Consider the following 19,748-nt stretch of genomic DNA (forward strand, 5'->3'; position numbering starts at 1 on the left):
ATCCGCCGCAGGAGGCTCATCGGAAGAGGCAGGAAACGGAACCGGTCAGGCCAGCTTTTCCTTCCACCGCTTGACCTGCGCCGCCACGGAAGCCGGATTGGGGGCTCCCGCGGTGAGGCGGTTGGTGAGGGCGAGGTCGAGGTCGAAGAGGGCGAGGGCTTCCTCGTTGTAGACGTCGGAGATCGTCTTCAGGTCGGCGACGGAGAGCTGGTTCAGCGGCACCCCCTTTTTCTCCGCGAGGCCGACGGCGGCGCCGACGGCGTGGTGGGCCTGGCGGAAGGGCATCCCCTGCTTGACGAGCCAATCGGCGAGGTCGGTGGCGAGGAGGAGCGGATCGGAGGCGGCGGCGCGGCATTTGGCGGCCTTGACGACAGTTCCCTCGAGCATGGCGGCGAGGATCTCGAGCGAGGCGTGGAGGGTGTCGGCGGTATCGAAGAGCCGTTCCTTGTCCTCCTGGAGGTCGCGATTGTAGGTCATCGGGAGGCCCTTCAGCAGCGTGAGGAGGGACATGAGATTGCCGACGACGCGGCCGCTCTTCCCCCGCACCAGTTCGGCGACGTCGGGGTTCTTCTTCTGCGGCATGAGGCTGGAGCCGGTCGTGTAGGCGTCGGGGAGGCGGATGAAGTCGAACTCGGCGCTCGACCAGAGGATGAGGTCCTCGGAGAATCGGGAGAGGTGGACGGCGGCGAGGGCGGCGGCGGCGGCGTACTCGACGATGAAATCGCGGTCGCTGACCGAGTCCATCGAGTTTTCCGAGACGCGGGCGAAGCCGAGGAGCTGGGCGACGTAGGCGCGGTCGAGCGGGAGGGTGCTCCCCGCGATGGCCCCGCTGCCGAGGGGGAGGACGTTGGCCCGCGCCGAGGCGTCGGCAAGGCGGCCCGCGTCGCGCTCCAGCATCTCGACGTAGGCGAGGAGGTGATGGCCGAGGGTGACGGGCTGGGCCCGCTGGAGGTGGGTGTAGCCGGGGATGACGACGGAGGCGTCGCGCTCGGCCCAGGCGACGAGGGCCTTTTGGAGGCCCCGGACGGCCTCGAGGTCCCGGGCGATCTCGTCGCGGATCCAGAGGCGCATGTCGGTCGCCACCTGGTCGTTCCGGCTCCGGCCGGTGTGGAGCTTCGCCCCGGCGGGGACGCGGGCGGTGAGGACGGCCTCGATGTTCATGTGGACGTCCTCCTTGTCGACGGCCCAGGCGAAGGCGCCCCGGTCGATCTCGTCCTCGATCTGGCGGAGGCCGGAGGCGATGGCGTCGAGCTCTTCCTGCGTCAGGATGCCGATCTTCAGCAGCATCGTGGCGTGGGCGATGCTGCCCCGGATGTCGTGCTTGTAGAGACGCCAATCGAAGGAGACCGATTGGCTGAAACGCTGGAGCAGGGCCGCGGCCCCCTCGGTGAAACGGCCGCCCCAGAGGGCTTGGTTGGCTTGATCGGCGGGGGCGCTCATGATGTCAGGATGAGGTTGGGGAAACGGGGAGGAAGCTTAGTAACGGGAAGTGCGGCGGGCGCTGCCGCCCTTGTAGCTCGCCTTGTAGGAACTCGTCTTGGAGGCGGACGATTTCGGGCCGCTGCGGAAGCCGCCCTTCGTCTCACCCTTGGGCGAAGGCCGGGCACGATAGGTACCGCTGCTCGCCTTGCCGACCGGGGTGCGGGTTCCCGGCTTCTTGTAGGAGGAGGAAGGAGAAGCCGAACCGAAGACGCGGCGCTCGGGTCTTTCAGGGCGATCGGCGCTGGAAGACCTTTCGGGCCTCTCGGGACGATCGGGCTTGTTGTAGTTTCCGCCCTCGACCTTGCCGAACGGCTTCTTCAAGAAGGAACGGACCGGCTTGAGCTCGGGCGGACGGGCCTGCTTCGTCGGGGAGAGGTGTTTGGCGATGTCCTTTTCGGTCAGCATCTTCCACTGGCCGGAAGGGAGGCGGTCGAGCTTCAGGGTCCCGATCTCGGTCCGCATGAGGCGGCGGACCTTGTAGCCGAGGTAGAGGAACATGAGGCGGATCTGCCGCTTGATCCCCTGCATGAGGACGACCTTCACCGAAGAACCGCCGAGGGAATGGATCTCCTCGACGCGGGCCTTTTTCCCCTCAATGAGGACTCCCTTGCGGAGCTTGTCGGCGGTGGAGAAATCGAACTCGCGGTCGAGGGTCACCTCGTAGGTCTTCGGGAGCTTGTAGCTCGGATGGGTGAGGCGCTGGGCGAGGGCGCCGTCGTTCGTGACGATGAGGAGGCCTTCGCTGTCGACGTCGAGGCGGCCGACGTAGAAGACGCGGGGCCAGTCGCTCGGGAGGAGGTCGTAGATGGTCCGGCGTCCCTCGGGATCGTCGGCGGTGCAGAGGAAGCCCTTCGGCTTGTTCAGCATCGCCGTGAGGGAACGGGCGGCGGCTTCGTTGCGGGCCAGGCGGCTGCCAACCTTCACCTGATCCCCCTCCTCCACCTGGGTGGAGAGGTCGGTGACGACCTTCCCGTTGATCGAGACCCGCCCGTCGGTGACAAGTTGCTCGCAGGCGCGGCGGGAGCCGAAGCCCGATTGGGCCAGGAAACGGTTTAGACGGGTACTCATGAGGGAAAGCGGAAGGCTATCAGATAACCTCCGCTTCCGCCTAGAAACAAACGTGTGCCAAAACTATTCGATCAGCGACGCCTTCCGCGTGTCCCGCATGGTGCAATAGACGAGGAGGGAGAGGAAGATGCAGAGGCTGGCGTAGTAGTAGAAATATTCCTCGTGGCCGATCTGCTTGAACTTCAGGGCGATCGGTTCGGCCGTGCCGCCGAAGATCGAGACGGTGACGGCGTAGGGGACGCCGACGCCGGTCGCCCGGATGTGGGCGGGGAAGAGCTCCGCCTTCACGACGGCGTTGATCGAGGTGTAGCAGGAGGTGAAGGCCCAGGCCCCGGCGATGAAGAGGAAGCACTCGAACGGCCCCTTCGCCGCATGGAGGCCGGTGAGGAGGGGGACGGTGCAGAGGGTGCCAAGGACGCCGAAGGCGATGAGGAGGGGCTTCCGGCCGATCTTGTCGGAGAGCGCCCCGTAGAGCGGCTGGAGGAGGAGGGCGAAGATCAGCGAGGCGGCGACGACAGTCGTGGTCTGGAGGTCGGTGAGATGGACCGAGAGCTTCAGGAACTTCTGCATGTAGGTCGTATAGGTGTAGAAGGCGAGGGTTCCGCCCGCCGTGAGGCCGATGACGAGGGCCACTTCCTTCGGGTAGCGGATCAGGGTGCGGAGGGGGTTCTCCTTCTTCACGCTGGCGTCGGTCTCGAGGAACTGCTCGGTCTCGTGGAGGTTCCGCCGCATCACCGCGCCCATGACGGCGAGGATGCCGCCGATGACGAACGGGATCCGCCAGCCCCAGGCGCGGAGTTCCTCGGGGCTGAGGAGGACCTGCTGGAGGAGGAGGAGGACGAAGATCGCGGTGAGCTGCCCGCCGATGAGGGTGACGTATTGGAAGCTGGAGTAGAATCCGCGATGCTTCCGGTCGGCGACCTCGCTGAGGTAGGTGGCGCTGGTCCCGTATTCGCCGCCGAGGCTGAGGCCCTGGATCACCCGGGCCAGGCCGAGGACGATGGGGGCGGCGATCCCGATGGTCGCGTAGGTCGGGCATAGGGCGATCATGAGGGACCCGGCGCACATGAGGACGACGGAGAGGGTCAGGGAACGGCGGCGTCCGTAGCGGTCGGCCAGATGGCCGAAGAGCCACCCGCCGAAGGGCCGCGCCAGGAAGCCCCCGGCGAAGAGGAGGGCGGCGTTGAGCTGCTGCACCACCTCATCGCCCGCCGGGAAGAACGATTTGGCGAAGTAGAGGGCGAAGGCGGTGTAGGTGTAGAAATCGAACCACTCGATCAGGTTGCCGCAGGAGCCGATGAAGATGGCTTTGATCCGCCGCAGTCGGTCGGCGGCGGGGCTGAGGGGGACGGGGGAGGTTTCCATGCGTTTTCCTTTCCGGAGTGGGAGGGGGGTGAAGGTTCCGCGCCGGGTCGACGACCGCGACGACTGACGACTTACCCCTAAGATAATCCAAATCGCCAATATTGCACCTTTGGAAATTACCTAGACCTTCGCTGGAAAAAAAGAAAGGGACGGACCTGAAGGTCCGTCCCTTTTTTAAGGAAACGTGTGCGCCTGCGCGCGAAAAACCAACCACGAAGGCCAGCCGCGCGGACGCGGACGACTACGCGTCGGGCTTCGTCTTGCGGAGGCCGAGGACGCGGTCCCCTTCCTTCCACTGACCGCGCTTCTTGAGCAGGTCAACGCGCTCGAAGCGCTTGAGGACGTTCCGCTTGGTGGCCGTCGCCGAGGACGTGCGAAGACTGCGATGCTGTGACATGATATGACTCCTGAGTTATCCTAAAAATTCGTTTCCCTGAACGGCTCTCACCAATCGGGCTCGTCAGAATGCCCGGACCCGGCGAATTGTCACGCAGTTTCTTCATCCCCGTCGGAGGGGGGAAGCGTATCGGTGTCGATCATCCCCGAGAGGGAACCGCCCGGCTCGACAATTATTTCATGGGTGAGAAGGACTGGAGCCTCGACGATGCCCTCGCTCAGGACGTGGATTTTCTCCCGGGCGTAGATCTGGCGGGCGTTGATCCGTCCGTCGGCTTCGAGGAGGGTCGTCCGCACCCGGTCGACCGCGGTTTCGGCCCCGCGGAGGACGCGGATGAGGGGGGCCATCAAGGCACCCCGGACGGAGCCCTTCTTCGACAACAGGATCGATTCGAGGGCCCGGATGCGGGCCGACTTGATCTCCCCGCTCACGGTGACGTTCCGGCCCCGGATCTCGGGGCCGCTGTAGCGGACATTCGCCTCGAAGACGACGTCGCCGCTGGTGTGGACCCGCTGCCGGACGACCCCCTCCAGCGTGTAGCTGCCGATGTTGAGATGGCACCCGCAGGAGGAGCAGACGGCGGAGAGGGCGTCCTCGTAGACCTTCTGCTCGCTCTCGCACTGGGGGCAGCGGATGAGGCGGGAGGGCTTCTGCTTCCGGACGCGCCGACCGGCGTTCCCCTTCGTCTCGAGGGAGAAGTAGCCGTTGCAGTGGCGGCAGACAGTCGAGATCGCCTCGGCCGGTTCCTGCTGCGTCCCCTCGCAATGGGGGCAGGTGACGGTGATGCGGTCGGCGGACGATTTGTTGCCGCTGCCCTTGAGGTTCATTTACCGCACTCCTCCCATCCGCATGCGGAAACCGAAAAGGGAGAAGAAACGGCGCAGGAGGTCGCCGAGGCCGTCGCCCATGCCGACGCTGAGGACGGGGGCGGTGGGATGGGTCGCGGCCTTGCCGATCAGGAGGAGGGCCTTGATCCGGGCGCCAGGCTCGATGCGGAGGGAGCCGCTCCGCAGCTCGCCGTCGATCCGGGCTTCCTTGAAGATCTCCAGGTGGTCCCGGACGTGGACCTTGCCGCGCAGCTCGCAGGCGATGCGGGCGCTCCCGAACACGGTGAGGTCGCCGATGAGGCGGAGTTCGGTGGGGAGGACGGTGGTGGGGGCGGTCGCTTCCATTGCGGATACCGGTTCCTATTTAAGACCACATTCCGCCAGTGGCAAGAAATCGACTTCAAAAATATATTTAACTCAGCGAAGATGAGCCCTTCCATGTTCCTCACCCCTTCCCTCCGCGCCGCCTGGTGGCGGCGCATCGCCGCCCTGAAGGGGGGAGACGACGTCGGCTTCAATCAAGCCGCGCTGGAGCTCTTCGCCTGGCAGTTCTCGAAGAACGCCCCCTACCGGACGTGGTGCCGGGCGGAGGGCGTCGACTCCCCCAAGGCGATCCTCTCCTGGCGGGAGATCCCCTCGGCCCCCCAGGAACTCTTCAAGAGAAAGACCCTCTTCTGCCACCCGGCGAAGAGCGCCCGCGCGCTCTACCGGACCAGCGGGACGACGACCGGGCGGAAAGGGATGCAGCGGCTCCTCTTCACCGACCTCTACCGCGCCTCGGCCCTCGCCGCCGCCGAGCTCGTCGGCCCCTTCTCGATGCCCGGCCTGCCGAAGCGCCTTCCCCTCCTCTGCCTCGCCCCCTCGCCGGAAGAGAACCCCCACTCCTCCCTCTCGGCGATGCTCGGCTTCTTCATCGAGGCCCGGGGCGACCGCCGCCATTCCCGATTTTTCGTCGAGGGGGACCGTCTCCGCCTCGACGCCTTGGCCCGCGCCCTGAAGCAGGCCGAGGAACGGCAGACCCCCGTCGGCATCCTCGGCACCGCCTTCGCCTTCGTCCACCTGATCGATGCCGGCCTCGGGCCGTTCCGGCTGCCGGAGGGGAGCTTCCTCATGGAGACCGGCGGCTTCAAGGGCCGGAGCCGCGAGGTCGCCAAGCCGCTCCTCTACCAGGAACTCTCGAAGCTTCTGGGCCTCCCCCTCCCCTCTCTCTGGAACGAATACGGGATGACCGAGCTCAGCAGCCAGGCCTACGCCCAAGGCCCCGTCGGCGCCCATCACCTGCCGCCGTGGACCCGCATCCTCCCGATCAGCCCGGTCAACGGCAAGATCCAGACCAAGGGCCGCCAGGGGCTCCTCCGGTGGATCGACCTCGCCAACGTCGACGGCGTCCTCGCGCTGGAGACCGCCGACCTCGGCCTCTCGACGATCAACGATTACCAGCACTTCCGGCTCATCGGCCGCGTGCCGCAGCTCCCCCGCCGGGGCTGCTCCCTCGACGCGGAGGATCTCCAGTGAGCTCCGCGCGGCAACGGGCCGCCCTCCTCGCCCCCCTCTTCGGACTGAAGCCCCCGGCCCTGACGGCGTGGCTCGAAGTCGAGCTCGGTTCCACCGACGCCCTCGACCGCTGGACGCCCCGCGCCCCGGGGATCGCCAGCCGCGCCGTCGCGCCCCGGACGATCTACCACCTCTGCCCCGGCAACGTCCCCGAGGCCGGCCTCCAAAGCCTCCTCATCGGCCTCCTCCTCGGTTCCCGCAACGTGGCGAAGCTCCCCCGGGATCCCGCCGTGCGGAAGGCGATCCGGGCCTTTGCGGCCTCGCTCCCCGCCCCCCTCCGGCCCTTCCTCGCCCTGCGCACCGCCTTCCGTCCGAAGGAAGTGGCCGGACCCAATATTGACGCCGTGATCGCCTACGGCGGGGACGAGGCCGTCGCCGCCGTCCGCGCCCGGTTGCGGCCCGATCAGGTCTTCCTGCCCTACGGCCATCGCGTCTCCCTCCTCTGGCTCGGGAAGCTGGTCAAGACGGCTCCGGGGCTCGCCGCCGCCGTCGCGCACGACGTCTCGGCCCACGCCCAACTCGGATGCCTCTCCCCCCAGGCCGTCTACCTCGCCCCGGGCTCGGACGCCGTCGCCTTCTGCGAGGCCCTGGCCCGGGCGCTGCACGCCCTCCCCGCCACGCCGCCGCCTCTCGCCCACGCCGCCTTCATCCGCAACGCGAAGCACGCCGTCCGCGCCGCCGGGGGCCGTCTCTGGGAAAGCGCGAGCCCGCTCGGCTCGACCGTCCTCCTCGATCCCGATCCCGCCTTCCGGGACGGCTACACCCATCGCACCGTCGCCGTCCGGATCGCCTCTCCGAAGGCCGTCGAAAAGGCCCTCCTTCCTTTCCGGGAAAAAATCTCGACCGTCGGCCTCCGCGCCCCCTTTTCCCCCGCCGACGAGGCCCTCGCCCTCGCCCTCGGCGCGGAGAGGATCTGCCCCGTCGGCCAATGCCAGCAGCCCCCCTTGTTCCGCCACCACGATGGGCGTCCCCGATTGGCCGATCTCGTGAAATGGGTTGACCGTGAGGTCCTCTAGGTCCAATCGGCAATGAGACAACCGCGCCGGCGGGGCTTTGCCCCGTCTCCCGTTGTTGCCCTTCGCTCGATGTGGCTTTAGGCCACACCTTCGCGCGGTCGCCTAGGGCCAATCCGAAGCAACGCGGTCTTGTCTCATTGCCGATTGGACCTAGGATAAAACGACGTGAAGATCACTCTCTGCAAGGATTTCGAGTTCGAGGCCGCCCAGGCCCTCCCTTCCTTTCCCGAAGGGCACAAGTGCCGGGCCATGCACGGCCACAGCTTCAAGCTGACCATCTCGGTCACCGGCGAGGTCGATCCGAAGACCGGCATTTTCTACGATCACGCCCTCATCTCCGAGGCGATGGCCCCCCTCATGGAGACCCTCGACCACGCCTGCCTGAACGACATCCCGGGCCTCGAGATCCCCTCCATCGAGAACATCTGCCACTGGCTCTGGACCCGCCTCGCGCCGAAGCTGCCGGGCCTCTCCGAGATCGTCCTCCACGAGACCTCCCGTTCCCGCTGCGTCTACCGGGGGGATTAAGGTCGGCCCCCGCGCGACATGAGCGACCCCGTCCTCCATCTCACCGCCTTCACGGCGGGGGCCGCCCTGCTGGCCGTCGCGTTGATCTTCCCGCCCGGCATCGCGCTGGCGTGGCTCCTCGCCCGGAAGGAATGGCCGGGAAAATCGCTCGTCGAGACCTGCGTCGCCCTTCCCCTCGCCCTCCCGCCGGTCGTCACCGGCCTCCTCCTCCTCGTCCTCCTCGGGCGGCGGGGACCCATCGGGGGTTGGCTCCACGCCCACGGCATCGACCTCGTCTTCGCCTGGCCCGCCGTCGTCCTCGCCCTCGCCGTCATGGCCCTCCCCCTCTTCGTCCGCACCGTCCGGGCCGCCATCGAGGAAGTCGATCCCGCGCTGGAACAGACCGCCCGGACCCTCGGGGCCGGGGAGGCGCGGGTCTTCCGCACCGTCACGCTGCCGCTCTCCCGCCGGGGCATCGTCGCCGGAACCCTCCTCGCCTTCGCCCGCGCCCTCGGCGAGTTCGGCGCGACGGTGATGGTCGCCGGGATCATTCCCGGCAAGACGATGACCCTCTCCACCGCGATCTATCAGGACGTCCTCGAAGGCCGGGACGACGAGGCGTGGCTCCTCGTCGCCATCGTCGCCGCCATGGCCTTCGCCGCGCTCTGGTTCGGGGAGCGCCTTCAGAAAAGGAAGGGGCGCGCATGATCGACGCCCTCCACCTCGAGCACGTCCGCATCCGGAACATCGAGACCGGCGACCTCGTCATCCCCCTGGGCGTCACCGTCCTGTTCGGTCCCTCGGGAGCGGGGAAGACGACGCTCCTGCGCTGCGTCGCCGGGCTCGACCGGCCCGAGGCCGGGAAGATCTTCTTCCGTGGATTCTTCTGGAACGACGACCGCTTCGTCTGCCCCCCGCAAGAGCGCCGCATCGGCTACGTCCCCCAGAATTACGCCCTCTTTCCCCACCTGACGGTCCGGGAGAACCTCGTTTACGGCCGCTTCCGCCCGGGCCACGGAGGCCCTCCTTCCCGGGAAGAACGCGAGAAAAATTTCTCGAAGCTGATAGGGCAGCTCGGGCTCTCGGGACTGGAGGATCGCCTTCCCTCGGCGCTTTCCGGGGGGCAGCGCCAACGCGTCGCCCTGGGGCGGGCGCTCTGGCCCCATCCGGGACTCCTCCTCCTCGACGAGCCCCTTTCCGCCCTCGACGTGCCGACCCGGGAACGACTCCGGGGAGAATTGCGCGCGTTCCTCGTCGAGGCCGGAATTCCCGCGCTCCTCGTCACCCACGATCCGAAGGAAGCCGCCGTCCTGGGAGACCAAGTCGTCCTGATCGACCAGGGACGCATCCTTCAACACGGCTCGGTCTCCGAGGTCTTCAATCGTCCCGCCACGGCCGAGGCGGCCCGGATCGTCGGCAGCGATACCCTGTTCGAGGGCGAAGTGGAGGAGCAAGCCGAGGGCCTCGCGCGGGTCCAGACGGGGAACGCGCGGCTCCTCGCCGTCGCCCCCCAGTTGAGCCCGAGCGTCCGCCTCGTCCACGTCTCGATCCAGGCGGCCGATGTCAGCCTCGCCCGCGACTCAGCCGATACGAGGAGGGAGACGAGCAGCCCCCGGAATCGGCTTCCCGGAACGATTTCACGGATCGGGGAGGAAGGGGCGCTGGTGCGGGTCGAGATCGATTGCGGCCTGCCGGGAGGCGTCCCGTTGAAGGCCCTCCTCACCCGGGAAGCGATGGGCGACCTCGGCCTGCGGCCCGGCCTCCCCGTCATCGCCCTGATCAAAGCCCCCTGCGTCCACCTGATGGCGCGGGATGCCTAAGGCCTAATTCTTCCGCTCGAGCATGTACCCCGCGATGGCGCGGAGGGTCTCCCCCTTGACACCGAAGATCTTCAGGGCGTCGTCGGCCTTCTTCGTCAGGCGGGCCGCTTCCTTCACGGCCTTGTCCATGCCGAGGATCGAGGGGTAGGTCGCCTTCTGCGCGGCGATGTCCTTGCCCGCGCTCTTGCCGAGCTGCTCCGAGGTCTGGGTGCAGTCGAGGATGTCGTCGATGACCTGGAAGGCGAGGCCGAGGGCCTGGCCGAATTCGGTGATGGCGGCGAGCTGCTTTTCCGTCGCGTTCGCGCTCATCGCGCCGAGGCGGAGGGAGCCGGTGATGAGGGCCGCCGTCTTGTTCTCGTGGATGTAGCGGAGGTCGGCGGGGGAGAGCTTCTTCCCCTCGCCCTCGGTGTCGGCCACCTGGCCGCCGATGAGGGCCTGGCTGCCGGAGACCTCGGCCAGCTCGAGGACGAGGGCGCCGTGGTTGTAGCGCTTCGATGCCTTGGCCTTGGCGGTCATCTCGAAGGCGATGGTCAGGAGGGCGTCGCCCGCGAGGACGGCGATCCCTTCGCCGAAGACCTTGTGCGAGGTCGGCTTGCCCCGGCGGAGATCGTCGTTGTCCATGCAGGGGAGATCGTCATGGATCAGGGAATAGGTGTGGATGCACTCGACGGCGCAGGCGAGCGGGAGGGCGTCCTTGTACTTGCCGGAGATCGCCTCCGAGGCGGCGAGGGTCAGGATCGGGCGGAGCCGCTTGCCCCCGGCGAAGATGCTGTAGCGCATCGCCTTGTGGATCGTCGCGGGACGGGTCTTCTCCTTCGGAAGGAGGGCGTTGAGGGAGGCTTCGACTTCGCCCTGACGGGCCTTCCAATAGGGGGCAAGATTCATCGCGCTGTTTTTATGATCCGAATGGGAAGCATTGGCAAACGAAAACCATTCTTCACCGAGTTGTCACGCAGCGCACATCGTCCCGTCACCGAAGGAAGGCGTTGTACGCTCCATGGTTTCTTCCCTCGGGCAGCAGGCGGTTAAGGGTGGCGTTGGCAATCAGGGTATCGAGAAGGATCGGACGGATCGGAACGGGAACAAGAACGGCTTCGCCAAGCTTTCCCTCGGGAAAAAAATCTTCTTCGGGTTTTCCCTCCTCCTCGTCCCCCTCGTCGGGCTCGGCCTTTTCATGCTCCACAGCCTGAAGTCGATCCAGGACGCCACCGTCGACCTCCGCTCGGAGAACCTCCCCGCCATCGAGGTCTCCAAGCGCCTCGGCAAGGCCTCCGCCGACCTCCTCAACGCCGCCACCCGGCTCAGCCTGACCCTCGATCCCGTCGACAGCGCCGCGACCCTCGCGGCGCTCGACGCCACCGAAAAGGAACTCGCCGCCATCCAGGCCGATCCCGCCCTCGCCTCGACTCCCGCCGCCGTCCGCCTCCTCCCTCCCTTCGAGGCCTCGTTCCGCAGCTTCGCCGGGACGGCGGTCGCCCCCGCCGCCGACGCCGCGGCGCCCGATCCGGCGGCATCTCCAGCTCCCTCCGCCGTTCCCCCCGCGCGGCAGGGCGGCGACTTCGCCGCCCTCGATTCGGGCATCTCGGCGATGCGCGACGCGCGGGAAACCCTCGACGACACGCAGCAGAACTTCCTCACCCTCCTCGGCAAGATCGCCTCGGCCCAGCGGGACAAGCTCCGCAAGGATCAGGACAGCTCCAACACGAACACGAAGGTCGCCGCCCGCCTGGAACTGATCGACGCCATCCTCGACAAGACCGCCCACGTCGCCAGCGAGACCAACCGCAACATCGCCCGCCAGGACGCCGAGGCGATCGCCGCCACGGCGAAGGAATTCGACGACGTCCTCCCGATGATCGACCAGCTCCTCGCCCTCACCCCGCCGGAGCGGGACTGGAAGCCCGCCGCCGGTTCCTCCGTCGGCCTCGCGCGGAAGGACGACCTCTCCAACGCCCAGTCGCAGGCCCAGGTCTTCCGCTCCTTCCTGCGGAACTTCGTGATCTCGTGGAAGGTCATGTCGAAGGCCAAGGAGAAGTGCGCCGCCGACCTCGCCTCCCTCCGCACGATCAGCGAGAACATCACCGCCGCCGCCTCCCAGGGCGTCGACGAGCGGAGCGGCTCGACGCTGAAGCACATCGGCTCGACGAAGTTCTTCGCTTTCGCCGCGCTCGGCGGGACCCTCCTCCTCGCCCTCCTCATGGGGCAGGTCGTCACCCGCGTCCTGACCGACTCGGTGAAGGCCGTCATCCTCCAGATCGCCAACACCCTCTCCAGCAAGACCGAGGAGACGCTGAAGACGGCGGAGCATTTCAACGCCGCCGGGAAGGAAATGGAACGGCAGACCCAGCGCCAGAGCGAGGCCGTCCGCAAGACCGCCTCCTCTCTCAGCCAGATCGCCGCCTCGACGAAGGAGACCGCCGTCCGCGCCCGGCAGGCCCGCGACATGTCCCGCGAGACCCGCTCCGCCGCCGAGTCGGGCGAGGAGGCGATGAGGACGATGAATGCCGCCGCCGAGGAGGTCCGCGCCTCGGGCGAGCACCTCCGCACCGCGATGGGGGAACTCCGCGAATTCAGCAAGGGGATCTCCCAGGCCTTCCGCCAGATCGACGCCATCGCCCTCCAGACCCGCATCCTTTCCCTCAACGCCTCGGTCGAGGCCGCCCGGGCGGGCCACCACGGGGCGGGCTTCGCCGTCGTCGCCGACGAGGTGCGGAACCTCTCCCACCGGAGCACGGAAGCCTCCCGCAACTCGGGCAGCAAGGTGGAGCTGGCCCTCCAGAAGGTCGAGGAAGGGGTGAAGACGAGCGAGGAGGCCCTCCTCCGCATCGAGGCGATCCTGGAGAGCGCGAGCCGCGTCGACGGCCACCTCCGCTCGATCCTCGACCATGCCCGGAACACCGACACCGTGATGGAGGCGATCGCCGTCGATTCGGCCCAGCAGAGCGAGGGCCTCCAGGTCATCTCCGAAGCGAGCAAGGAGATCGACACGATCACCCAGAACAACGCCGAGGCCGCCCGCCAGACGGCCTCCGCCGCCAACCACCTCCGGGAACAGGCCGCCGAGGTACGAAAGAACGTCCAGGAACTCGTCGGCATGGTCGAGGAGACCCACCGGGAACGGCCGCTTCTCCCCGTCAACTCCCCGGCGCAGCCCCCGACGGCTCCGGCCCCTTACCGGAAGGCGTTCCCGAAGCCGCCCTCCCGTGCCGCGCTGGCCTCGGTTTAGGAGGGGGAGCGCGAAGGAGGCGGTGGAGGCGATCCGCACGGGTTAGACGACGCAAGAAGGGCTTCGCCCCTCCTGGACTTGCCTCCCGGCACTGCAAGTCAGTCTCCCCTGGGGAACGAGTGTCGCTACCGCGACGGCAGTCCCCGTCTGATAGGCCTGAACTGTTCTAGCCGTACCGCATTAGGCCGTCCGCTTCGGGTAGAGCGCGTCCGCCAGATCCCTTGTCCGCTTGGGAGGAATCATGCGTCCGAGTGCTGGGGATCTTTCTCGCGCCACGAAAAAGGCGCGTCCCTTTACGGGACGCGCCTTTTCCATCTCTCGATCGATCGCTTGGCTTAGTAGCGGTAGTTCTCGGGCTTGTAGGGGCCGTCGGCGGAGATGCCGAGGTACTCGGCCTGCTTCGGGGTGAGCTTGGTGAGCTTCACGCCGAGCTGGTCGAGGTGGAGGCGGGCGACCTTCTCGTCGAGGGTCTTCGGGAGGACGTAGACCTTGTTCTCGTACTTGCCGTTGTCCTTGTTCTGCCAGAGCTCGAGCTGGGCGACGGTCTGGTTCGTGAACGAGGCCGACATGACGAAGCTGGGATGGCCCGTGGCGCAGCCGAGGTTGACGAGGCGGCCTTCGGCGAGGACCGTCAGCACCTTCCCGGAGGGCCAGACGAACTGGTCGACGAGGGGCTTGATGTTGACCTTCTTCAGCGTCGCGTCGTTGTAGAGGGAGCCGACTTCGACCTCGCTGTCGAAGTGGCCGATGTTGCAGACGATCGCCTGGGTCTTCATCGCGTCCATGTGGGCGCGGGTGATGACGTCGACGTTGCCCGTGGTGGTGACGAAGATGTCGCCGACCTTCGCGGCCTCTTCCATCGTCGTGACCTGGAAGCCTTCCATCGCGGCCTGGAGGGCGTTGATCGGGTCGATCTCGGTGACGAGGACGCGGGCGCCGAGGCCCTTGGCGGCCTGGACGCAGCCCTTGCCGACGTCGCCGTAACCGGCGACGACGACGACCTTGCCCGCGACCATGACGTCGGTGGCGCGCTTCACGGCGTCGAGGAACGATTCACGGCAACCGTAGAGGTTGTCGAACTTGCTCTTCGTGCACGAGTCGTTGACGTTGATGGCGGGGAGCTTGAGGGTCCCGTTCTTCTCGCGGAGGTGGAGGCGGTGGACGCCGGTGGTGGTCTCCTCGGAGAGGCCCGCGATGCCCTTGAGCAGCTCGGGATACTTGTCGTGGACCATGTTCGTGAGATCGCCGCCGTCGTCGAGGATCATGTTGAGGGCGGAGCCGTCCGGCCATTTCAGCGTCTGCTCGATGCACCAGTCGAACTCTTCCGCGTTCATCCCCTTCCAGGCGAAGACGGGGATGCCGGCGGCGGCGATGGCCGCGGCGGCGTGGTCCTGCGTGGAGAAGATGTTGCACGAGCTCCAGCGGACCTCGGCGCCGAGGTCGACGAGGGTCTCGATGAGGACCGCCGTCTGGATCGTCATGTGGAGGCAGCCCGCGATCCGCGCGCCCTTGAGGGGCTTCACGTTCTTGTATTCCTTGCGGAGGGCCATGAGGCCGGGCATCTCGTGCTCGGCGATGGTGATTTCCTTCCGGCCGTAATCGGCCTCGGAGATGTTCTTAACCTTGTAGTCGTTGCTCATAATGGGTGTCCGTGTGTCGGGTTGATTTGAATGCTAGAGACCGGCCAGCTTCGCGAGGGCCTTGGCCTTGTCGGTCTTCTCCCACGTCAGGGCGTTGAGATCGTCGGTGCGGCCGAAGTGGCCGTAGTTCGTGCTCTTGCTGTAGACGGGGCGGAGGAGATTGAGCTGCTTCACGATGTTCGCGGGCTTGAAGCTGAAGACCTCGCGGATCGCCTTCTCGATCTTCGCCTCGTCGACCTTGCCGGTGCCGAAGGTGTCGACCGCGATGGAGATCGGCTCGGGATAGCCGATGGCGTAGGCGAACTGGATCTCGACGCGGTCGGCGAGGCCGGCGGCGACGACGTTCTTCGCGACGTAGCGGCCCATGTAGGCGGCGCTGCGGTCGACCTTCGACGGGTCCTTGCCCGAGAAGGCGCCGCCGCCGTGGCGGCCCATGCCGCCGTAGGTGTCGACGATGATCTTGCGGCCCGTGAGGCCGCTGTCCCCCTCGGGACCGCCGATGACGAAGCGGCCGGTGGGGTTGACGAAGTAGCGGGTCTTCTTGTCGAGGAGCTTCGCGGGGATCGTCTTCTTGATGATCTCCTCGATCACGTACTTCTCGATCTCCTTGTGCTTCACGCCGTCGGCGTGCTGGGTCGAGACGACGACCGCGTCGACGCGGACGGGGACGCCGTTCACGTACTGGAGGGAAACCTGGGTCTTGGCGTCGGGGCGGAGCCACTTCACCTTGCCGCTCTTGCGGAGGTCGGCGAGCTTCCGGCCCAGCTTGTGGGCGTAGACGATCGGGGCGGGCATCAGCTCGGGGGACTCGGTGCAGGCGAAGCCGAACATGAGGCCCTGGTCGCCCGCGCCCTGCTCGGCGGTTTCCTTGCCTTCGTGCTTCTCGGCGTCGACGCCCTGGGCGATGTCGGCGCTCTGGCGGGTCAGCGCATTGAGGACGTGGACCTTGTCGGCGTGGAAGACGTCGTCGTCGTAAGTGTAGCCGATGCCGCGGATCGCCTCGCGGACGATGCTGACGTAGTCGAGGTTCGCCTTCGTGGTGATCTCCCCGGCGACGACGACGAGGTTGCTCTTCGCGAGGGTCTCGCAGGCGACGCGGCTGTATTTGTCCTGCGCGAGGCAGGCGTCGAGGATGGCGTCGGAAATGGTGTCACAAACCTTGTCGGGATGCCCTTCGGTCACCGACTCGGACGAGAAGATATACGATTTGCTCATAGAGATGGGTGAAGACCGTACACCTTCGCCCCCGCCATGCAACAAAATAAATTGACGCATCCAAATATATCAATAACTCTTCGGGAATGGCGATGGCGAAGACCCAATCCCCGAAAACCCGGACCGGCAAGTCCCCTTCCCCCGGCGCGAGCCTGAAGGAACTCTGGCCCGTCCTCGGGGACACCAGCCGCCTCCGCCTCCTGGCCCTCCTCCAGCGGGAGGAACTCTCCGTCGCCGAGCTCCAGCAGATCCTCCACCTGAGCCAGCCGACGATCTCCAACCACCTCGCCACGCTGCGGAAGACCGCCCTCGTCCATTCCCGCCGGGAGGGGCAGCGGATCTATTACACCCTCCATCCCGCCCTCTCCGAGGCGACGTCGCAAATCGTCCAGACCGCCCTCCTCATGCTCCAGGAGACCGACGAGGCCGGGGCCGACGAGGCCGCCCTCCGCGAGGTCCTGGCGAAGCGGCGCGATGCCGCCACCGAATACTTCAACCGCATGGCGGGCCGCCTCGACCGCGCCCGCTGCCCGGGCCGGAGCTGGGGCGCCGTCGGCCCCCTCCTCTCCCACCTCGTCCCGGAGAAGGTCATCGCCGACCTCGGCGCGGGCGAGGGCTGGCTTTCCCAGCTCCTCTGCCGCCGGGCGAAGCAGGTCATCGCGATCGACAACTCCCCGAAGATGGTCGAGTACGCCATGGCCGAAGTCCGCGCCAAGGCGATCCCGAACCTCGAATACCGCCTCGGCGACATCGCCGCGCCGCCGATCGACCCGGAAAGCGTCGACATCGCCATCATGAGCCAGGCCCTCCACCACACGGCGAACCCCGCCGAGGCGATCCGGGCCGCCGCCCGCATCCTGAAGCCGGGCGGCCTCTTCCTGATCCTCGACCTCAGCCAGCACCACTTCGACGAGGCGCGGGAGCTCTACGGCGACTACTGGCTCGGCTTCAACGAGACCGACCTCCGCATCTGGCTGAAGAAGGCCGGGTTCAACGACATCGCCGTCCAGGTCCTCGATCCCGATCCCGATCCGCCCGGCCTCCGCCCCCTCCTCGCCTCGGCGCGGAAGTAGGAGACGGTCTTTTCTTCTCGATTTCACGGGACCGTGAAATAACGTTCCCCGAACCATGCTCGGCGCCTCCACCGTCTCCCCTCCCAGCCCGAAGCCCGATTGGCTCCCCTGGTCCCACGTCCCGTGGCGGAGCCGCCTCCTCCGGTTCCTCGTCTTCGAGGTCTGGTCGGGCCTCGTCCGCCGCCTCCACCGCGCTCCCGACGTCTACCGCGCCCAGCGGATCACCGCCCCCTGGCCGGGAAACCGGCCCCCGGAGGCGACCGGGAGCCTCCTCGACGCCTTCCGCTTCTACAACCGCCACTGGACCACCGTCGACCACGCCCAGGACGAGTACGTCTACGACGTGACCGCGTCCGGCCGGGGCTCCCGCCCCCTGCGGATCGACCCCGTCGGCGGCTGGGTGATCCTTCCCGGCTACGGCGTCATCCGGGAATCGGTGCCGAACGGCTATTGCCTCGGCGTCCCCGGCCTCCGCTCCTACCTCCGCCAGGCCCCGGACCCCGTCCTCCCCGAGATCGTCCTCCTCACCGATCCCTTCGACACCAACCACGGCCATTTCCTCAACGACATCCTCGGCCGCCTCGCCCTCTTCGAGCGCCGGGGCGTCTCCCGCGCGATCCCCGTCGTGATCAGCGCGCGGCTGGCGAATCATCCGCTGTGGCGGGAGTGCCTAGCCAACGGTTCCCCCGCCCTGCGGGACCGGAAATGGATCGTCATGGACAGCGAGACCCCGATCGACGCGGGCCGCGTCATCTTCGGCAAATCGGCGGTGAACGACCGGGAGACCGGCGAGGGAGTGCTCCGCCTCATCGGCTGCTGCCCGCCGCCTCCCGCCGGGCCGGGCCAGGCGATCTTCCTGACGCGGCGCAACCGGCGCTCCTTCTCCAACCTCGCCGAGATCGAGGCAGCGGCCGAGGCGGCGGGGCTCCGCGTCGTCGATCCCGGAACCCTCTCCTTCAAGGCGCAGATGGAACTCTTCGCCGACGCCTCGGTGATCGTCGGCCCCCACGGTTCCGCGTTCGACAACACCCTCTTCCGCCAGGGCGCCCCCCTCCGGCTGCTGGAGATCTTCCCGCCCGGCTTCGCCCCGCCCTACCACTGCTGGCAGGCGGCGGCCTTCGGCTACACCTACCGGAGCCTCCATGTGAATGGCGCGAGGAAGGAAAAGGAAGAGGCCGGAGCCGCCGAGGCCTCCGATTTCTATCTCAGCGCCGACGACTTCGCCGCCGCCCTCCGGGCCTTCCTCTCGGAAACGAAGTAGGACGCCCCGCCTCACCGCCCTGCGGCGGGAAGGAGCATCACAAAGCTCTGCGCCACCAGCCACGAGGTCACGTAGAAGAACGCCGCCTCCTCCCAAGGCAGGATGCCGCCGAGGCGGACCCCGGTGATTTGCTTCGGATCGAAGAACCAGATCCCCGAGCGGACAGCGACCAGGTCAGCCACCGTGTAATAGGTCCCCCACAGCGCCCCGGCGCAGGCGATCACCGGCAGTTGGTGGAAGAGGAGCGCGGGGGCGATCGCCCATTGGAACGCGATCACGGGGAGGAACCAGGAGAAGAGATGCCAGGCATACCCCCAACGCGGGGAGCGGGGCTTCTCCCGCCACCAGTGCAGGACGGCGGCCCACCCCGCCAGGATCGCCAGGACGCCCAGCCCGTTGAGCGGCGAGAGCGGCGTCGCCTCCCCCGTCCGCCAGCCGGGCCGCAGGAAGAACAGGAGCGCGACCGTCCCGACGACGTTGACGCTCTGCCACAGGAAAAAGAGATACTCCTCCCACGGCAGCCATCCGATTCGGCGGCCCGTCCGATGGGGGGTGAACCCCCAGATGCCCTGCTGGACCGCCCAGTTGTCCCACGGCGAGGCGAAGAGGAAGACGAGGAGGCAGACGATCGCCGCCGCGACCAGGTTGAGCCCGAAAAAGGAAAGCCCGCCCTCCCAGTGCCGCCCCAGCAGAAAGGCGAGGAGGAGCGTCGGCGGCAGGTTGAAACGGGCGTGGAATCCCAGATAAGTCACACCGCTCCCCCCTCCCGGCCCGTAAGCAAAAACCAGCCTTAGCGGCTGATGTCGCGCTGCGAGAGGATCTTGAAGTGGTTCTGGGTCAGCACCCCGATCGCCACGTCCTCGTCGTCGACGTGGACGGCGAGGGCCGCCTTGCCGCGCGGGCGGGTCAGGAAGGAGTAGCTGAAGAAGATGTTGCACTCGGCCTGCAGCAGGGCGCTGAGGACGCTGCCGAGGTCCTCGGAGCTGCTCGGCAACTCGATGACGACGAGGGTCGACTCGGTGAAGGAGACGGTGTGCTCGAGGAAGATCGACCGCGCCCGGGAGGGATCGTCGACGACGAGGCGGACGATCGAGGCGTCGACGCTGTCGAGGATCGTCAGGGCGACGATGTGGACGTGGTTTTCGCCGAGGAGCTTCACGAGGTCGAGGAGACGCCCCGCCTTGTTTTCCATGAAGACGGAGAACTGCTTGATGCGGCTTTCCCGCAGATCGTTTTCGGTTTCGATAGACACAGCCCTCTATTGAACGAGGAGGGAGGCGGCCTGTCACGTCTTGTT

The 19,748-nt window shown here is 67.2% G+C and carries 19 protein-coding genes; 8 read left to right on the forward strand and 11 right to left on the reverse strand.

Going from position 1 to position 19,748, the window contains the following annotated elements; translation table 11 throughout:
- Positions 1–45 precede the first annotated feature (45 nt).
- From argH to BLU04_RS13685, 6 genes are all read right to left on the reverse strand, one after another.
- Positions 46–1,440, reverse strand: a complete 1,395-nt coding sequence (gene argH / locus BLU04_RS13660) for an argininosuccinate lyase (RefSeq protein WP_093287169.1) — start codon at positions 1,438–1,440, stop codon at positions 46–48.
- Positions 1,441–1,476: 36 nt separating this feature from the next.
- The gene (locus tag BLU04_RS13665; RefSeq protein WP_093287172.1) at positions 1,477–2,550 is read right to left on the reverse strand and encodes a pseudouridine synthase; all 1,074 of its coding nucleotides are present in this window, start codon (positions 2,548–2,550) and stop codon (positions 1,477–1,479) included.
- Positions 2,551–2,613: 63 nt separating this feature from the next.
- A complete protein-coding gene (locus BLU04_RS13670) occupies positions 2,614–3,915 on the reverse strand; it encodes an MFS transporter (RefSeq protein WP_093287174.1) in 1,302 nt (433 codons plus the stop codon).
- 241 nt (positions 3,916–4,156) lie between these two features.
- The gene (locus tag BLU04_RS13675; RefSeq protein ID WP_093287177.1) at positions 4,157–4,312 is read right to left on the reverse strand and encodes a small basic protein; all 156 of its coding nucleotides are present in this window, start codon (positions 4,310–4,312) and stop codon (positions 4,157–4,159) included.
- Between the two features lie 89 nt (positions 4,313–4,401).
- The gene (locus tag BLU04_RS13680; protein WP_093287180.1) at positions 4,402–5,139 is read right to left on the reverse strand and encodes a polymer-forming cytoskeletal protein; all 738 of its coding nucleotides are present in this window, start codon (positions 5,137–5,139) and stop codon (positions 4,402–4,404) included.
- On the reverse strand, positions 5,140–5,484 hold the full coding sequence (locus BLU04_RS13685) for a polymer-forming cytoskeletal protein (protein ID WP_093287183.1): 345 nt from the start codon (positions 5,482–5,484) through the stop codon (positions 5,140–5,142).
- Positions 5,485–5,565: 81 nt separating this feature from the next.
- On the opposite strand from BLU04_RS13685, the gene BLU04_RS16625 reads away from it, so the two are divergent.
- The 5 genes from BLU04_RS16625 (at position 5,566) to BLU04_RS13705 (ending at position 10,036) form a co-directional block, all read left to right on the forward strand.
- Positions 5,566–6,654, forward strand: a complete 1,089-nt coding sequence (locus BLU04_RS16625; RefSeq protein WP_162274691.1) for an acyl-protein synthetase — start codon at positions 5,566–5,568, stop codon at positions 6,652–6,654.
- Positions 6,651–7,709 carry an acyl-CoA reductase gene (locus BLU04_RS13690; RefSeq protein WP_157895362.1) on the forward strand — a complete coding sequence of 353 codons (1,059 nt, stop codon included), beginning with the start codon at positions 6,651–6,653 and terminating at the stop codon, positions 7,707–7,709. Before BLU04_RS16625 ends, BLU04_RS13690 begins: the two co-directional genes overlap by 4 nt.
- Positions 7,710–7,874: 165 nt before the next feature.
- Positions 7,875–8,237: a 6-carboxytetrahydropterin synthase gene (locus BLU04_RS13695; RefSeq protein ID WP_093287185.1), complete on the forward strand. Its 363-nt coding sequence runs from the start codon at positions 7,875–7,877 to the stop codon at positions 8,235–8,237.
- Between the two features lie 18 nt (positions 8,238–8,255).
- Positions 8,256–8,924: a molybdate ABC transporter permease subunit gene (modB, locus tag BLU04_RS13700; RefSeq protein ID WP_093287188.1), complete on the forward strand. Its 669-nt coding sequence runs from the start codon at positions 8,256–8,258 to the stop codon at positions 8,922–8,924.
- Positions 8,921–10,036 carry an ATP-binding cassette domain-containing protein gene (locus BLU04_RS13705; RefSeq protein WP_093287190.1) on the forward strand — a complete coding sequence of 372 codons (1,116 nt, stop codon included), beginning with the start codon at positions 8,921–8,923 and terminating at the stop codon, positions 10,034–10,036. The genes modB and BLU04_RS13705 overlap by 4 nt, the downstream gene beginning before the upstream one ends.
- Positions 10,037–10,039: 3 nt before the next feature.
- Here the strand turns inward: BLU04_RS13705 and BLU04_RS13710 are convergent, their stop codons facing one another.
- Positions 10,040–10,921 (reverse strand): polyprenyl synthetase family protein, encoded by an 882-nt coding sequence (locus tag BLU04_RS13710; RefSeq protein ID WP_093287193.1) that lies wholly within the window; start codon positions 10,919–10,921, stop codon positions 10,040–10,042.
- A 112-nt stretch (positions 10,922–11,033) separates the two neighbouring features.
- Between BLU04_RS13710 and BLU04_RS13715 the strand changes: the two genes are divergently transcribed.
- Positions 11,034–13,262 (forward strand): methyl-accepting chemotaxis protein, encoded by a 2,229-nt coding sequence (locus BLU04_RS13715; protein WP_093287196.1) that lies wholly within the window; start codon positions 11,034–11,036, stop codon positions 13,260–13,262.
- Between the two features lie 335 nt (positions 13,263–13,597).
- Here BLU04_RS13715 and ahcY read toward each other — a convergent pair whose 3' ends face one another.
- Together ahcY and metK are read right to left on the reverse strand one after the other, a co-directional pair.
- Complete coding sequence (ahcY, locus tag BLU04_RS13720; protein WP_093287198.1) at positions 13,598–14,902, reverse strand: adenosylhomocysteinase; 1,305 nt, start codon at positions 14,900–14,902, stop codon at positions 13,598–13,600.
- 33 nt (positions 14,903–14,935) lie between these two features.
- A complete protein-coding gene (gene metK / locus BLU04_RS13725) occupies positions 14,936–16,117 on the reverse strand; it encodes a methionine adenosyltransferase (RefSeq protein WP_093287201.1) in 1,182 nt (393 codons plus the stop codon).
- A gap of 92 nt (positions 16,118–16,209) precedes the next feature.
- On the opposite strand from metK, the gene BLU04_RS13730 reads away from it, so the two are divergent.
- Together BLU04_RS13730 and BLU04_RS13735 are read left to right on the forward strand one after the other, a co-directional pair.
- Entirely contained in the window at positions 16,210–17,190 is a 981-nt protein-coding gene (locus tag BLU04_RS13730; RefSeq protein WP_093288688.1) for a metalloregulator ArsR/SmtB family transcription factor, read from the forward strand.
- Positions 17,191–17,245: 55 nt separating this feature from the next.
- Positions 17,246–18,451, forward strand: a complete 1,206-nt coding sequence (locus tag BLU04_RS13735; protein WP_093287204.1) for a glycosyltransferase family 61 protein — start codon at positions 17,246–17,248, stop codon at positions 18,449–18,451.
- 11 nt (positions 18,452–18,462) lie between these two features.
- Here the strand turns inward: BLU04_RS13735 and BLU04_RS13740 are convergent, their stop codons facing one another.
- Positions 18,463–19,203, reverse strand: a complete 741-nt coding sequence (locus BLU04_RS13740; protein WP_162274692.1) for a lycopene cyclase domain-containing protein — start codon at positions 19,201–19,203, stop codon at positions 18,463–18,465.
- A 38-nt stretch (positions 19,204–19,241) separates the two neighbouring features.
- The gene (locus BLU04_RS13745; RefSeq protein ID WP_231964871.1) at positions 19,242–19,703 is read right to left on the reverse strand and encodes an acetolactate synthase; all 462 of its coding nucleotides are present in this window, start codon (positions 19,701–19,703) and stop codon (positions 19,242–19,244) included.
- Positions 19,704–19,748 lie beyond the last annotated feature (45 nt).

The organism is Verrucomicrobium sp. GAS474 (genome assembly GCF_900105685.1).
GTDB lineage: Bacteria > Verrucomicrobiota > Verrucomicrobiia > Methylacidiphilales > GAS474 > GAS474.

Bases quoted from the DNA above. Each gene is read 5' to 3' on its own strand.
- argH (WP_093287169.1), bottom strand. From the start codon at position 1,440: ATGAGCGCCCCCGCCGATCAAGCCAACCAAGCCCTCTGGGGCGGCCGT.
- BLU04_RS13665 (WP_093287172.1), bottom strand. From the start codon at position 2,550: ATGAGTACCCGTCTAAACCGTTTCCTGGCCCAATCGGGCTTCGGCTCC.
- BLU04_RS13670 (WP_093287174.1), bottom strand. From the start codon at position 3,915: ATGGAAACCTCCCCCGTCCCCCTCAGCCCCGCCGCCGACCGACTGCGG.
- BLU04_RS13675 (WP_093287177.1), bottom strand. From the start codon at position 4,312: ATGTCACAGCATCGCAGTCTTCGCACGTCCTCGGCGACGGCCACCAAG.
- BLU04_RS13680 (WP_093287180.1), bottom strand. From the start codon at position 5,139: ATGAACCTCAAGGGCAGCGGCAACAAATCGTCCGCCGACCGCATCACC.
- BLU04_RS13685 (WP_093287183.1), bottom strand. From the start codon at position 5,484: ATGGAAGCGACCGCCCCCACCACCGTCCTCCCCACCGAACTCCGCCTC.
- BLU04_RS16625 (WP_162274691.1), top strand. From the start codon at position 5,566: ATGAGCCCTTCCATGTTCCTCACCCCTTCCCTCCGCGCCGCCTGGTGG.
- modB (WP_093287188.1), top strand. From the start codon at position 8,256: ATGAGCGACCCCGTCCTCCATCTCACCGCCTTCACGGCGGGGGCCGCC.
- BLU04_RS13705 (WP_093287190.1), top strand. From the start codon at position 8,921: ATGATCGACGCCCTCCACCTCGAGCACGTCCGCATCCGGAACATCGAG.
- BLU04_RS13710 (WP_093287193.1), bottom strand. From the start codon at position 10,921: ATGAATCTTGCCCCCTATTGGAAGGCCCGTCAGGGCGAAGTCGAAGCC.
- BLU04_RS13715 (WP_093287196.1), top strand. From the start codon at position 11,034: ATGGTTTCTTCCCTCGGGCAGCAGGCGGTTAAGGGTGGCGTTGGCAAT.
- ahcY (WP_093287198.1), bottom strand. From the start codon at position 14,902: ATGAGCAACGACTACAAGGTTAAGAACATCTCCGAGGCCGATTACGGC.
- metK (WP_093287201.1), bottom strand. From the start codon at position 16,117: ATGAGCAAATCGTATATCTTCTCGTCCGAGTCGGTGACCGAAGGGCAT.
- BLU04_RS13730 (WP_093288688.1), top strand. From the start codon at position 16,210: ATGGCGAAGACCCAATCCCCGAAAACCCGGACCGGCAAGTCCCCTTCC.
- BLU04_RS13735 (WP_093287204.1), top strand. From the start codon at position 17,246: ATGCTCGGCGCCTCCACCGTCTCCCCTCCCAGCCCGAAGCCCGATTGG.